This is a genomic window from Aquiflexum sp., assembly GCF_041749095.1.
Classification (GTDB): Bacteria; Bacteroidota; Bacteroidia; order Cytophagales; family Cyclobacteriaceae; genus Aquiflexum.
The window spans coordinates 1-14,647 of record NZ_JBGTCA010000256.1; the positions used below are offsets into that span (position 1 = coordinate 1).

Sequence of the window (14,647 nt, forward strand, 5' to 3'; positions counted from 1 at the left end):
TATGCGGCGTCCGGTTCAAAATCAACCCATCCAATAACTTATTGAGGCCGTTCATAAACCCCAACAAAGCCACGAACATGGTGATGCTGAATACCACTCCGGTAGCTGCGATGGCAGTCTGTTTGAACCTGGCAATCATCAGGGCTTTGGCAATATTGATAATCAGTCCAATTTTCATTTTCCTGGTTTGATCACTTCTGTTTTTTCATCAATTCCTGTAATGATTTCAGCTTTTTGATAATCCCTCAATCCAAGCTGAACAGCTACCGTATCCTTGTCAGCGGTAATGACATTTTTTTCATTCAGTATAAATGACCTTGGCAATATTAAGGCATCTTCTTTAGTCTGGATTACGATATTTGCCTCCAAGGTGAGGTTGGGATATAAAACAGGAGGCTCTTTTATAAATACTCCTTCCACTGTGAAACTTTTGCTCCGTTCATCCATCAGTGGGTTTATTTTCGTGATAATGGCTTCAAAGACCTCCCCTCGATAGCTGTCCATGGAAACCAATATTTTTTGCCCCCTCTGAATTTTGACAATGTCATATTCGTCCACCTGCATTTCGAGAATAAATTCCCGATCACTTCCCAAAACTGCCAATGGTGTCTGGGCATTGACCATTTCACCTTTTTCTTTGAGCAAAGCATATACCCTGCCACCCACTTCACTTTTGAGAACAAGGTCACTTTCAAGAGCCCTGGAAATGGAAAGGTTTTTAGCAGCACTTCTTTCATTATATTCAATCTCCCTCTTAAGGTCAATATATCGGAGTTTGGAAGCCTCATAGCCGGTTTTGGAATTATCAAAGGCCAATTGCCGCTGTTCCAGATCCACGGCTGTGCCGATCCCCTGTTCTCTCAGCCTCTTTTGTCTTTCCAAAAGCACTGAATCGTTCTGATACTTTGATCTGGAATAGGCTATGCTCATTTCAAGATCCTGCAACCTGGTCTGATTGGCCTGCCTATCGGCATAGGCTCGGTTGAGTTCAGCACTTTCCCTATTCAATCTCGCAGATTCGTTGTATATGGATAAAATAGGAGTTCCGATATTTACGGTATCGCCTTCCTGGACAAAAATCTCCTGTACGATCCCATTGGCATTGGCAAAAGCCTGATACTGGTATCTTGCCCTGATCAGACCTGATGCATATACTGATTCCGATATATTTTCTCTTTTGGGAAATGTCTTTTCTTCAGAATTGCCGCAGGAAAAAAACAACATTCCAATTCCACAGCAAAAAGCAAAATGTTTCAATATCATAATAAGCTGGTTTGCAGGCCTGAATTTAAAGGTTAATTGGATAGAAACTACAGAGGTTTGGAAAAAAATGTTTGTTGGGAGTTGGAGTGGGAGGTTGGAAGTGGAAGGTTGGAAATTGATGGATGTCCTATGTCCGATGACCGATGTTGGTGTCGTCATTGCGAGGAGCACTTCTAAGTCCTCCTATCTTTGGGATAACCCTCCGTGCGACGTGGCAATCTCTGGGTTGGGGAGTCAGTGAATTTACTTCGGTCTTCGGTCTTCTAGCCATTTGAAAATACTAGGGCAACTTGAAATTAGTCCGATCTTCATAAAACCCATCTACCCCAACTTACCAATCATCCATCTTGCCAATACAGGAAAGTGTTGACCGATGAAAGCTAGGAATTTACCATGGCCTGTGAAAACATAGGATTTTCTCCTTTTTGCAATCGCCGCTACCATTACTTTGGCAGCCTTATCGGTTGGCCACATCAGGTTTTTTGGTCTTGGGTCTTTGCTTTCAGGATGCAGGATCCCTTCATTATCTACTCTGGCAATATCGGAATCTACAAATCCCGGGTGAATTACAGTACAGGAAACACCACTCCCTCTCAACTCAATCTGCAAGGTTTGCCCAATCGATCGGACTGCAGCTTTGGATGCGCCATAGGCACCTGTATTGGGATTGGGAATATAGGCTGCTACACTGCCAATCAGCACCATGCGGCCTTTGGAAATTTTTAAATGAGGAATCGCATATTTAGCAGTCATCGCCAATCCGGTCACATTGCCATCCAGTTGTCTTTTCCAGTCTTTGGCAGTTATCTTTTCAATTCTGCCATAGATTCCAAAACCTGCATTGGCAATGGCCACATCCAATCGACCATATTGCTTGATGATTTCCATGACAGCGTTTTCGACCTGCTGCTCTTCCAATATATCACAAGGAACAACCATTCCGTCTCCACCAAGTTTTTTTACTTCTACCAGCACTTTTTCCAATTCTGAGGTTCTACGTGCAGAAAGGGCTAAAATCCCATTTTGCTTGGCAAATTCACAGGCCATAAATTTCCCCAATCCTGAGGAGGCGCCCGTTATCCAAATGACTTTTTGGTCAAAAGTATTATCCATATCTGCTTTTAAATATTTCTTTCAAATTAAGGAAAAATGAAAATTAAATAAACATGGTTTTGGACTTATTCCTATAAAACAATAAATGTCCTAATTACAAATGAAATAATCATAAAAAAATAAAATTTAACTTGCATCAAATCAGCTATTTAAATAAATTGTAGAAACCTTTTTACCATGAACATTTTAATAGTTGGCGCTACAGGCCAGTTGGGATTTACCATTTGCCAAAAACTCATCGACTCAGGAACAGGCCATTCCGTTTTTGCAACGCACAGAAAAAGCTCAAATACTTCCGCCTTGAAGGAGCTTTCCGGAATTCAGATCCGGTTGTTGGATCTAACAGATTCTAAAACATTCGCATCCGCTATCCAAGGAATTGATGCGGTCATTATCACAGCAAACACAGCTACGCCAAGTCAAAAATCTGACTCTTTTAAAGATGTGGATGAGAAAGGCGTCATAGGTTTAATTGAAACTGCCAAGGCATCAAATGTCAAACAGATTATCTATGTTTCTGCCTTGCCTTTTGAAAAAGGTGATGATAAAGTTCCTTTATCTCAGGCCAAAAGAGCTGTTGAAAAACATCTCGAGAAATCCGGCTTGAATTATACCGTCATACAGCCCACTGCATTTATGGAGGTTTACTTCCCATTCTTTGGAAGTACAGTCCCTTTGAAAGGATTAAAGGTCAGTACCGTTAAACGTCCATTTAAATTTTCCAACAACTTTTTTGCAGGTATCAAAAATGATATTGAGCAAAAAAACAGGTTCAATGTGATAGGAAAAGGAGACAAGAAAAATGCCTATATCAGCATCGAAAATGTTGCAGATTTTTGCATTGCAGCCATTGACAATTCCAAAGCATCCAAAAAAACCATTCAAATCGGTGGACCTGAACCCATGACCCCCTTGGAGGTAAAGGCGATTTTCGAGGAATTGTACGGCAAACAATTAAAAGTTAAAGCAACGCCGCCATTTGTCATCAAGTTGATGTCAAAAATCCTGCCTATATCCAATAAGGCTGCAGGCAATATCATGGCTATGAATTACGCAATTTCCATAAGTGACAGCGTTCCCCCCAATATTCAAAAAACAGCTTCAGAATTTGGAGTGAACCTCATTAATCCAAAGGAATTTTTGAGCCATAAATTCCATGCTCATGCCTAGGGAGATGTGAGACAGTAGATGTGAGATGACTTGTCCGCCGTGGCGGATGAGATGTGGGACACAAGACCTAAGAACCAAAGCCGGTTCTTGGTTCTTGCCTCTTGGCTCTTGGTTATATCGTCCGTACCTACGGTACTTTGGTGACCCGATATCAATTCAAACCCGGCAATAAATAACGGGCTATAATTTCGGTCATGCCTACGGCATTTCTCGTCTCCCGTCTCTCGGCCATCGCTTCTTGGCTCTCACCTCTTATTTCTCGCATCTTGCCTCCCCGATACTCGGGACAGGCTTGATACTTGTCTCAACCCTTGGTTCTCGCATCTCGCCTCTCTCTTCTCGTATCTCGCATCTCACTCGCTAATTCCCAAAATATCAAATACAAAAGCATACTCTCTCGCCGTTTCTTTAAGGCTTTCGAATCTGCCACTGGCACCACCATGTCCGGCGTCCATATTGGTATAGAGGAAAAGTCTGTTCCTGTCAGTTTTCAGGGTTCTTAACTTCGCCACATATTTTGCGGGTTCCCAGTATTGGACCTGTGAGTCGTGTAGTCCGGTAGTCAATAATATATTGGGATAATCCTTTGCTTCCAGATTGTCATAGGGAGAATATGAAAGCATATAATCATATTGCTCCTTGATATTTGGATTGCCCCATTCCTGCCATTCAAAGGTGGTCAATGGTATGGTTTCATCTTCCATCGTGGTGATCACATCGACAAATGCAACTTGTGAAATAATCCCCCGATATACCTCAGGTTCCATATTTGTCACTGCTCCCATCAAAAGGCCACCCGCACTTCCACCTGAAGCAAACAGCTTATCCTTGGACACGTAATTATTGTCCTGCAACCATTTGGAACAATCGATGAAATCGTAGAAAGTGTTTTTCTTGTTCATCATTTTACCATCCTCATACCATTCCCCGCCCATTTCCTGACCGCCTCTGATATGGGCAATGGCATAAACAAATCCCCTGTCCAACAGACTTAATCTGGCACTGCTAAATCTCGGATCGGTGGAATAGCCATAGGAACCGTAAGAATAAATCCATCCGGGACTATTGCCATCTTTTTTGAATGTATCTTTTCGGTAAACAATTGACATGGGGATTCTTTTTCCATCCCGGGATGGCACCATGATTCTTTCAGTCTGATAATTTTCTTTATTGAAATCTCCCAAAACAGGCTGTTCTTTCATCAAGGTTTTCTCCCTGCTTTCCATATTGTAATCGAAAGTAGAATTGGGAGTCGTCAGGGAGGTGTAAGAATACCTCACCATTTGTGTATCAAAAGCAGGGTTGTATCCCAAACCCGCATAATAGGATGGTTCCTCAAATTCCATCTGATGTTCTGATTTGTCCGAGGTTTTAATAATCCTGATATTGGCCAATCCTTCCTTGGTTTCCTGAATAGCGAGGTAATCTCTAAAATAATCCACACTTTCAAGAAAAACATCTGCCCTGTTCGGAATCACATCTTTCCACGAACCTATACCGGGGTTTGATACAGGGGCCTCCACCAATCTGTAATTGACAGCCTCGTGGTTAGTATAAATATAAAACTTATCACCACCTGCATGGTCAACATTGTACTGAACATTGTCCTGAACAGGATGTATCAACTTTGGTTTGCCCGGGTTGTCCGCATCCAAAAACATAGCATAGGAAGCATCAGTTCTACCCGAACCGATGATGATGTATTTTTTGGACTTGGTCTTTCCGACTCCACAGCTTAGGGTTTGGTCTTTTTCTTCAAAAACAACCTCATCCTGCGTGGCATATTCTCCCAAGATATGTCTTTTGACCTGATAGTTTCTCAAGGTTTTCATATCCGGAATCGAATAATAAAAAGATTTGTTGTCATTGGTCCATTCCGCATTGCTTCTGATATTTTCTATTTTATCCGGTAGCATTTCACCTGTTCTGAGGTCCTTGATCATGACGGTATAAAAATTTCTGCCAACTGTGTCCATGATGATGGCAGCAAGGTTATGGTCAGGACTGACAGAAGTCCAGAAGGTGAGGAAAGACTTCCCTTTACCCAATTCATTGCCATCCATAATAATTTCCTCCTGAGCATCCAAAGAGTCTTTTTTACGTGCATAGATGGGATATTCCCCCCCTTCCACATATCTACTGTAGTAGTAATAATCGTCCAACTTGTAGGGTACAGAGGAATCATCTTCTTTAATCCTGCTTCTCATTTCATTGAAAAGCTTATCCTGAAATCCTTTGGTATGGGCCATCATGGTGTCCAAATACTGGTTTTCAGCAGTCAGATAATCGATCACTTCAGCGTTTTCTCTATCATTGAGCCAGTAGTAATTGTCAACCCGCTTATCTCCGTGTTTGGAAGTGATTTCAAAAGGTTTTACTTCAGCTATGGGTGGTTTTACATCCGGTAAGTTTGATTCCGGTTTTTGTGGGGAACATGCTATACTCATTCCTATGGTTAAAATAATTAAGTTTTGTTTTTTTTTGCTCATCTTCATTTTGAATAATGGTCAAAGGTATGGAATTGTTTAAGAAATAAATATGGGTAAGCGTGAAACTCCCATCAACGAAAAGTCTGGAATTTTTTTTTTTAATCCTTTATCAATTTTGAAATTTACCGCCTCACAAAAGGCTGAATCCTGCCATAAGTCAAACATCTCCACAGCCATTCCAAAGGGCCGAAAAGGAAATACTTCAACCAAATCGGACTTACTACCAATTGAAAAATCCATATCCCTATCACCAAGTAGTAAAGCTGGTAATATTGCCATTCTGCATATTGGTTGAGCCCATAGCCGAAAAAGATCAAGGTACAGATGACAGAATGCATGATATAATTGGAGAAAGCAGTTTGACCCACAGCCCGAAGTCCGTTCATCAGACGATTGAAATATCCTTTTTGGTATATCAACATCACCAAGGCCACATGCGCCATCATGATCAAAATCCTCTGAAAGTCATAAATCAACGCTACCCAGTTGATGGAATGGTTTTCGATAAAAATTAAAGCTGATTCCACATTTGGAAAATGTATGGTGTTGTAAACAAATGAGAAAATCACTAATGGCAACCCAACGCCATAACCGATCAAAATGGTCTTGACATACTGCGCCTGGATCCATTTCATGGTCAAAAAGCCCCATTTGTACAAAGCAATACCCAAAAGCATCAAAGCCAACATATCCCAGATGGAGAAAATCAGGTATTTGAACTGTCCGTCCCAAGCCTTGGGCCGGATATGGCTTGCAACATCGGCGTAGCTTCCTTTCATCAAAGCAATATGTTCTACCACTTCTTCCTTGTTAGGAATCATTTCCTTTCGGGTTTCTTCCCAAGCTTCCAAGGCTGCCAATTCCCATTCGCCCAATTCATTGCCAGCTTCCTGTAAAGCAATGGCTTCTTTATAATCCAGGTATTTTCCACGGATATTTTGCATAAATAAAGTATTGGCAACAAATCCGATTATGGCTACTATAGGCACACCCATGGCCAGGTATTTTGGTTTCATTTTCCTGAAAAGGAAGGCCAACATACCGATCAGTCCATAGAAATAAAGAATATCCCCCATCCAAAGCAATAAATGGGCATGGGCCAAACCAAACAATGTCAACCAAATCATCCGCTTGTAAAATAACCAAGTAGCTGATCTTCCTGATTTTTCTTTATTGGTAGTAAAAAGGATAATTCCAGCTCCGAAGACCATGGAAAACAACGCACGCATTTTGCCTTCGAAAAAAATAATATTCACAGCATGTACCCAAAAATTGGTATTGGAAGTATCCTGTCTCCATGGTTCAGAGAAATATTCCTCCAAGGAAAAATAAGGAATGTTCAAAATCAGAATACCCAAAAGGGCAACTCCTCTGACAATATCGATGATATCAATTCTATTGACAAGGACAGAAGGTTTGGGGGAATTGTCAACCAACTCGGTTTCAGAAGTGGTCTGTAAGGCCATCGGCTCAGGGGTTTAAATTAAAAATATCAATAAAAATAAAAATTTTTCAACTCATTTCAATCGCATGATGATGTAATTTGTTAAGAATCCAGATTTTAAAAACACTTTAAGCCATTTTTTTTTAAACAAATAAACAGTATGGTGCAACTCCTCCAGATGAATTCCCATCACCCCATAAAACCAACTTAATAGAAAAACCATGAAAAAGATTTTGTTAGTATTTCTTTCAGCTTTTGCAATCTTCTCCTGCGATTATAACAAGGAAGTATTGCCTGTATTTAAAACTCCCGTAGTCAATTTTGCTGCCCCGCAGGCCGCTGTTTATGAAAATGACTTTGTCGGAATTGATATTAAAATAAACCTGACTGTACCGGCACCCCAAGCCGAAACACTCAAAGTGAAAATCCAAAACGACCACGCGACGCTGCCATTTGTATCACAGCCGGCTTTCAATCAAATGAATGAGTTGACCCTCGAAATTCCAAAAGGCAGTATAGAAGCTTCCTTCAAAATCATCCCAATCGATGATAACCTAAGTTTGGGACATAAGGATTTCAGGTTTGAGATTTTTGCATTGTCAGATGGTCTGATCAAAGGCTCTAATTACTATTTTGACTTGACGATATTGGACAATGAATCTCTTGGACTGCTTAAATCCATAGAAACAACCGGAACGGGATATCATAAAAGAGAATATGAATACAACCATTTGGGAAGTTATAAAAGGGTCTTGTTCAGGCACAATGTAAACCAGCCGCTGCTTGCCCAATTTATTTATCAATACAATGATGAAGGTAAAATTTTCAGAATCAATGGTGATGTGGGTCAGCCCCAGCAACATTTTTTTTATGAAGATGGAATCCTGAAAAAAGTGGAAAGAACCAATTACAACGATTTTCTAGAAATTGATGAATTTGAAACAGACGAATCAGGAAAGATACAGACCTTAAAACATTATAGGAAGCTTCCATCCGGTGAATTGGGTCTGTCAGGATATACCTTATTTACCTATTTAAGCGGTGGGAGTGTACAATCCATCACAGAATATGCCTACCGGTCACCTGTAGAATGGGAGATTGTCAAAAAAATCACTTATGAAACTTATACCATGAAAATCAATCCGCTTCCCTACTATAATGAAATCCCGGGAGTGCTGTTACAACCGACTTTGCCGCTCAAAATGAAAATCGAAGAAAATGGACAGGTATTCACTTACCAATTCACCTATACATTTGACAACACCGGAAAAGTCACGGAAAGAAAAGTGACGGGGCCAAGCGGAATAGAAACCACGAAATATTTGTACTACTAAGGGATAGTTTGAATGTTAATGGATAAAATCCTCTAAATAATTATTTTTACAAATTAAGCCTTCAATAATGCTCATAACCTTTACGGCAAATCCTGATTTTGCCACAAAGGTTATGAGTTGTTTATTTTCCAATTAGGTCAATCACCTCATTATGATTAACTTAACACTGATATAAATCCATAAACTATGAAAAACTACATTGTTCTTACACTTCTGATTATCCTTTTTTGTTCCAGGGCTTTTGCCCAAACCAATTTATCAGATACCGAATCATTGATCAGGGAGTTATCTTCAAAAGAAATTACGGCTGTTGTCAACCATGACCATAAAACACTGGAGGATATTTGGGCCCAGGACTTTATGGTCAACAATCCCTACAATATGGTCATCAACGGTAGATCGGTAGTACTTGACAGGATGAAAGAGGGCACGATCAATTACAGTGCATTTGAAAGGGAAATCGAGGGAATGATGATTTTGGATAATACAGCTATCGAGATGGGATTAGAAACAGTCTACCCAAAAGAAGGGGCTCCAATGGCCGGTCAAAAAGTACTAAGGCGATATACCAATTTTTGGATGATGGAAGATGGTAAATGGATGATAAAGGCCAGGCATGCGAATGTGATTTGTATGGAAAAATAATTACAGCAAAAATAAAACAGGTGAAGTTTTTCATTACTCAATTTAAAAAAAAGATTGCATTTAGTTGATTTTCAACAAAAATTCTCCCACTCTTCTCCCCAACCCCTCTGCTTTTTTTAAAAATATCTCCTGCACTTCTTTATCGGCAAATTCACCTTCTCCCGTAATAGCCGACGCTCCAAAAGCCGCTTCCACATCCTCTCCACCGACAATAACCATCCCATGGATCATCATGGCCCGAATCATACTGAACATCACTGCTTCCTCTCCTATGGAGAAACCCCCACCTGTGACGAAAACTGCGCCTAGTTTGTCTTTGAGTGGTCTTCCTTCAAAGGGCCAGGAATTGATAAACTCCTGGACTTCAGGAGTCATATTGGCATTGTAAACCGGAGATCCTAAAAAAATGGCAGCAGCATTGAGGATTTCTACTTCAGTCACCTCAGCTATAGGTTTGAGTATAAATTCAACTCCTTTGACTTCGGCTACTCCTTTAGCAACTGCCTCGGCCATGGCTTGGGTTTTGCCGGATTGGGAGTGGTAGGTGATGAGGATGATTGGGGGAGATTGGGCAAACAAAGCCTGTGATAAGCCAAGTAAAAGGATCAAAAATAAATAATGGACTAGTATTTTCATTTACAAATTGATTAGACGCTAAAAACGATAAAATTACCCACTTTTTACCAATTAAGGAAATTCTTAAAAGGGTCTCGGCAAGCTCGACCACCGGAGCGTTTTTAATTTAAGGAGGAGGGGAAGGAAATTCGGCTTTGCCGAATTTCCTTCCCCTCCTCCTACTACAACAAATATCCTGTCACCGAGCTTGCCCAGGTCATTTCTTTTCACGCCTAAAAGTCCTTACTTCAAAATGATTCTTATCCATTTTTGGCCAATCATTTCCAACAAAGCCATAAGCTGCCTGCATCAGTTTGAAAAAAAGATCCTTCTTTTCTTCTTCTGGCATGTTTTTGTAATGCTTTTGATGGTCTGATGCCTCTTCAAATGTTTGGATGGTAAATGCTTTCTTGTCCATTTTCAAAAATATATAAACCAAGGACTTCCTTATGTGAGTTTATTTTTAGTCTCTTATAAACTCTTTCAAATTCAAAATTATACGAGGGTACTAAAACCCCTTTTTTTGGGTTAGTATTTTGAACCAAGAATGAAACGACAATATCCCATTCATTTTTTGATTTAAGATACTCTGCCTGTTACAACCTAAAATCTGGATTGGAAACAGAAGTTAAACCTTGAAGTTCAGTAACTGCAGTTTTCAGGAGGTCTTTAAATTTTACTTTTGAATCCATAACATGAGTTGATCTGCTGGCTCGAATACTGATTCTGAGTTACTAATATACAATAGAAAAAAATTAAAAAGAATCATAATCCCATTCCTTCGAGTTCTTCATCTGACCACTGAATGTCTTCTTTATTGATCGTAATCCCTTGGTTATTGAAAAATCCTAGTTTTCGCTTTAAAGTCTTTTTTGATTTTATGTCCTTCCCGAAGTACCCGACAAGTTCACCTGATTTTCCTTTGATGACTTTAATGACCACACCTTTTTTTGACCAATTTTACCACCTCTGAAAATCTGGATCTAAACTCCTCTATGCCCATGGTTACTGTCATGTCGATCAATTTTTTTAAATAAAATATAAGTAACTTGACAAGTTGTCGAGAAAAACCTCATTAAAACTTTGGAAAAGTTAAGACCCAAACATCTCCAAAAATCACAGGTCCCCATATAATTCTCGTAGCGATATAGAATGGCACTCCTTATAAAAGCAATTGAGGAATTCCCCATTAAATTTTCTTCAATTAAAATTGAAATTTATATTTAATAAATAAAAATCTTATTTTTCATTTCATTCTCCTTTTAGGTTCCTGCTGCGTACTGCAATGAATGCCGCCACCTCCCCAGTTTAATATCATAGCATCGATAAAGACAATCTTTCGTTCGGGGAAGGCTTTTTGAAATAGTTGCTCTACTTCTTTTTCTTGTTTGATTGAAGCTTCATCTTTGGCGTAAGAGGCAGTCACCACTACACCATTGGTCACCAAAAAATTCAAATAGCTTGCGGCGGCAACACTCACCAAGGTGTCGCCTTCTTTCACTTTATCCCGGTTTTCATAGGCGAAAGATTTTAAGGAAACGTGGTGATCATCACTAATGGAATCAGAAACTACAATAGGCCTTTCCTGAATATAGGGCAATGGAATTTTGATGATTTTAAATGGCTTCCCGTTTTGATCGGTTGACTTTTTCAGAATCTCGTAGTTTTTATTCATCCGCTCATAGTTGAGCCTATTTAGTGGGTGTGCATCTACCTCATCTTCATCCAACCATGCCAATAGAATTGTTCTGTCATCTGCAAATCGAACAAATTCATCAGTATGTCCACCTGTGCCGAGGGTAATGTATTTACCTAATTGAAATTGAGTCAAATGCTCGTCTTCTGCCAAACCTTGTGGAAGCCAGATAACTTTTTTGATACCAAGGGTTCTTTTGTATTCTTCTTCCAGTGCTTCTTTGGTCCACCCGGGATTGCGCTGCAGGGTTACTGCCTCACATTGGATCAACACTCCTTTTCCATTGACTTCTATAGATCCTCCTTCTATGGTAAGGTTGCTTTTTATCCACTTTGCACCTGTTGATTCAGCCATCAGACTGTCAACTTTAGCTCTTTTTCCATTCCGGATTTTTTCTTTGTAAATAGTGAGACTATCTATTAGCGTTGAATCTCTAAGCACGCTCCAATCCAGACTTCCATAAGCATTCCATTCAAAATCCACTGCCCCGAGTTCACCTTGTCTATTAATTAAAAAAGCAGCACCATGATCCCTGATCCAGTGTGCTTCACCAGGCATTACATAAAATTGAACCCTGCTAATATCCACGCCTAAACTGTCCATTTGCCTTTTCTCGATTTGTATGATGCTATCGGAGGGTGATGCCATTTTAATCTGAACATGACCATCGATGGCCTTCATCACATCCGTCATCACCCGTTTGTAATCACTCGCCCACTCACCCATGTACCAAGTGCCAAACCACACAGCTTCATGGGGTTCAAACTCTCCTGGCATGTAAAAGGCAGTAGGGTCTGTTTTGGGTTCTTGCTTGCAGGATACATAAAGAGTCAAGCCAATCATAAATAAAAGGATCCTTAAAAAAGAAAATTCATTTTTTTGAAGCATAAATTTAATAGTAAAGTTTGGGTCCTCTTAATAATCGATTTGCAACCTGATAAAAATACGATGTTGAGTTATGAAAAAAAAATACCCTAATGATGTGAGGTGGATAAACGAGGAGGTTTTGACAATTAATTTTTCTTCAATTACAATTGAATTTTTTCTTTATAATCTATATATTTCAATTACATTTGAAGAATTTAAGTATTCTAAATTTCCTTAAATCATAACTGAAATATGTCAGATCTTATTCCTAGGGCATCTTATTTCAAAAAAATCAGCCCGTTTATTGGCAAACCTTTAATCAAAGTAATTACGGGTCAAAGAAGAGTAGGAAAAAGCTATTTCCTTCAGCAGCTTATACAAAGTTTTAAAAAAGATTTCAAGGATAATCAGGTAATCTATATCAATAAAGAGCTTCATGAATTTTCCCACATCACAAACTCCAGTGAATTGCTCAAACACATTGAGGAAAAAAGTTTAAAAACGTTAAATACAGGACTATTTATTGATGAAATACAGGATATTGAAAATTTTGAATTTGCTTTAAGAGATTTAGTCGCAAGAGGGAATTTTGACATTTATTGCACTGGAAGTAATGCAAGACTCCTATCAGGAGAATTAGCGACATTTTTAAGTGGTCGATATATCGAGATCAGAATGTATTCATTGAGTTATCCCGAGTTTCTCACTTTCCACAAAAAGGATGATAACAATGAAACTTTTGAAGATTTCTTGAAGCTGGGAGGCTTACCTTTTTTAGTCAATTTGGACAATCAAGAGCATGTCATTTTTGAATACCTGGCAGGGATTTACAACACCATCGTATTGAAAGACGTTGTGGCAAGGTTTAACATTAGAAATGTTCAGTTTTTAGAAAACTTAATTTCTTTTTTGGCAGATAATGTTGGCAGCATTGTTTCTGCCAAAAAAATCTCTGATTATTTAAAATCCCAAAAGATAAAAATATCTCCTCAGGTGGTTTTGGATTACTTATCTCATTTGGAGGCCTCCTACTTAATTTCAAAGGTCAAAAGGGCTAAGATACATGGTAAGAAAATTTTTGAAGTTGGAGAAAAATATTACTTTGAAGATTTAGGAATTAGAAACTTTATTTCTGGATTTTACTTGAAGGACATCCAGAAAATAATGGAGAATGTCGTTTTTTTACATTTAAGAATGGCTGGATTTCAAGTGAAAATCGGGGTTGATGGAAACAAAGAAGTAGACTTTATCGCACAGAGATCGAATAGCAAACTGTACATTCAAGTAGCCTATTTGCTCTCCGAAGAAAAAACGATTCAAAGGGAATATGGCAATCTTTTAAGTATTGGTGATAATTTCCCTAAATACATTGTCACCATGGATCAGGTTTCAGAAACTGATAATTATCTCGGGATAAAAGTGATTTCATTAAAAGATTTCTGCTTGTTTATTTTTGACGTTTAGATGTGAAACTCCCTAAAACTCCACCACCACCCTCACTTCATCCGAAAGCACCAAGCTCTTCTCCCCCAACCCATAGTCCAATCGGTCAATTACAAACTCGCCTTTGAACTTTCGGTTTTTTCCAGTCTGGGCCAATGTAAAAGGAATTTCCACTTCCTTCATGACATCACGGATCTGTAACTCAAAAATCCCGATAAATGAATTTTTACCATTTGATCGAAAAGACTTTGATTTCAAGCTAATCAAGGGGAATTTCTGAATATAAAAATACTCCCTACCCTGAAGGTGCTTATCTCTTAATTTGATTCCGGTTTGAATACCTGCAGGATTTGCACTGCCCAGAATGCTGGATTGAGTAAGCTTTTTGGGATCAAATTCCACGGCCACTTCCCAATCCGAAATCGTCCCATCCACAGTGATCCCGGCATTTTTGATCTTGAATTGAATGGGATTTTCTGGTTTGAATGTCTGGGCTGAAAGGCAAATCGGACAAATCAATAAACAAAACCATAAAAGAACTTTCATCCTAGGAATTACATTATTCTTC

The 14,647-nt window shown here is 39.2% G+C and carries 13 protein-coding genes; 4 read left to right on the forward strand and 9 right to left on the reverse strand.

From position 1 onward, the window contains the following. Window positions 1–174 precede the first annotated feature (174 nt). Both ACEW8O_RS11935 and ACEW8O_RS11940 read right to left on the reverse strand, forming a co-directional pair. Window positions 175–1,263 (reverse strand): efflux RND transporter periplasmic adaptor subunit, encoded by a 1,089-nt coding sequence (locus ACEW8O_RS11935; RefSeq protein WP_373494855.1) that lies wholly within the window; start codon window positions 1,261–1,263, stop codon window positions 175–177. A 321-nt stretch (window positions 1,264–1,584) separates the two neighbouring features. Further along, window positions 1,585–2,376 carry an SDR family NAD(P)-dependent oxidoreductase gene (locus ACEW8O_RS11940; protein ID WP_373494856.1) on the reverse strand — a complete coding sequence of 264 codons (792 nt, stop codon included), beginning with the start codon at window positions 2,374–2,376 and terminating at the stop codon, window positions 1,585–1,587. 177 nt (window positions 2,377–2,553) lie between these two features. Here ACEW8O_RS11940 and ACEW8O_RS11945 point away from each other — a divergent pair, with 177 nt between their 5' ends. Continuing rightward, window positions 2,554–3,546, forward strand: coding sequence for an SDR family oxidoreductase (locus tag ACEW8O_RS11945; protein ID WP_373494857.1), 993 nt, complete (start codon window positions 2,554–2,556; stop codon window positions 3,544–3,546). A gap of 353 nt (window positions 3,547–3,899) precedes the next feature. Here ACEW8O_RS11945 and ACEW8O_RS11950 read toward each other — a convergent pair whose 3' ends face one another. Further along, entirely contained in the window at window positions 3,900–6,035 is a 2,136-nt protein-coding gene (locus tag ACEW8O_RS11950; RefSeq protein WP_373494858.1) for a S9 family peptidase, read from the reverse strand. Window positions 6,036–6,157: 122 nt separating this feature from the next. Continuing rightward, window positions 6,158–7,501, reverse strand: a complete 1,344-nt coding sequence (locus tag ACEW8O_RS11955) for a DUF418 domain-containing protein (protein ID WP_373494859.1) — start codon at window positions 7,499–7,501, stop codon at window positions 6,158–6,160. Window positions 7,502–7,700: 199 nt separating this feature from the next. Here ACEW8O_RS11955 and ACEW8O_RS11960 point away from each other — a divergent pair, with 199 nt between their 5' ends. Together ACEW8O_RS11960 and ACEW8O_RS11965 are read left to right on the forward strand one after the other, a co-directional pair. Continuing rightward, window positions 7,701–8,813, forward strand: a complete 1,113-nt coding sequence (locus ACEW8O_RS11960) for a hypothetical protein (RefSeq protein WP_373494860.1) — start codon at window positions 7,701–7,703, stop codon at window positions 8,811–8,813. A 186-nt stretch (window positions 8,814–8,999) separates the two neighbouring features. Continuing rightward, window positions 9,000–9,458, forward strand: a complete 459-nt coding sequence (locus ACEW8O_RS11965) for a nuclear transport factor 2 family protein (RefSeq protein ID WP_373494861.1) — start codon at window positions 9,000–9,002, stop codon at window positions 9,456–9,458. A 60-nt stretch (window positions 9,459–9,518) separates the two neighbouring features. Here ACEW8O_RS11965 and ACEW8O_RS11970 read toward each other — a convergent pair whose 3' ends face one another. The 4 genes from ACEW8O_RS11970 to ACEW8O_RS11985 all read right to left on the reverse strand — a co-directional run bounded on the left by ACEW8O_RS11970 (window position 9,519) and on the right by ACEW8O_RS11985 (window position 12,612). Next, entirely contained in the window at window positions 9,519–10,094 is a 576-nt protein-coding gene (locus ACEW8O_RS11970; RefSeq protein ID WP_373494862.1) for a flavodoxin family protein, read from the reverse strand. Window positions 10,095–10,290: 196 nt separating this feature from the next. After that, window positions 10,291–10,491 (reverse strand): hypothetical protein, encoded by a 201-nt coding sequence (locus ACEW8O_RS11975; protein WP_373494863.1) that lies wholly within the window; start codon window positions 10,489–10,491, stop codon window positions 10,291–10,293. Window positions 10,492–10,838: 347 nt separating this feature from the next. After that, window positions 10,839–11,015, reverse strand: coding sequence for a hypothetical protein (locus ACEW8O_RS11980; RefSeq protein WP_373494864.1), 177 nt, complete (start codon window positions 11,013–11,015; stop codon window positions 10,839–10,841). A gap of 304 nt (window positions 11,016–11,319) precedes the next feature. Continuing rightward, window positions 11,320–12,612, reverse strand: coding sequence for an agmatine/peptidylarginine deiminase (locus ACEW8O_RS11985; protein ID WP_373494865.1), 1,293 nt, complete (start codon window positions 12,610–12,612; stop codon window positions 11,320–11,322). 276 nt (window positions 12,613–12,888) lie between these two features. On the opposite strand from ACEW8O_RS11985, the gene ACEW8O_RS11990 reads away from it, so the two are divergent. Beyond that, window positions 12,889–14,100 (forward strand): ATP-binding protein, encoded by a 1,212-nt coding sequence (locus ACEW8O_RS11990; protein ID WP_373494866.1) that lies wholly within the window; start codon window positions 12,889–12,891, stop codon window positions 14,098–14,100. A gap of 12 nt (window positions 14,101–14,112) precedes the next feature. Here ACEW8O_RS11990 and ACEW8O_RS11995 read toward each other — a convergent pair whose 3' ends face one another. Then, window positions 14,113–14,625, reverse strand: a complete 513-nt coding sequence (locus ACEW8O_RS11995; protein ID WP_373494867.1) for a YceI family protein — start codon at window positions 14,623–14,625, stop codon at window positions 14,113–14,115. Window positions 14,626–14,647 lie beyond the last annotated feature (22 nt).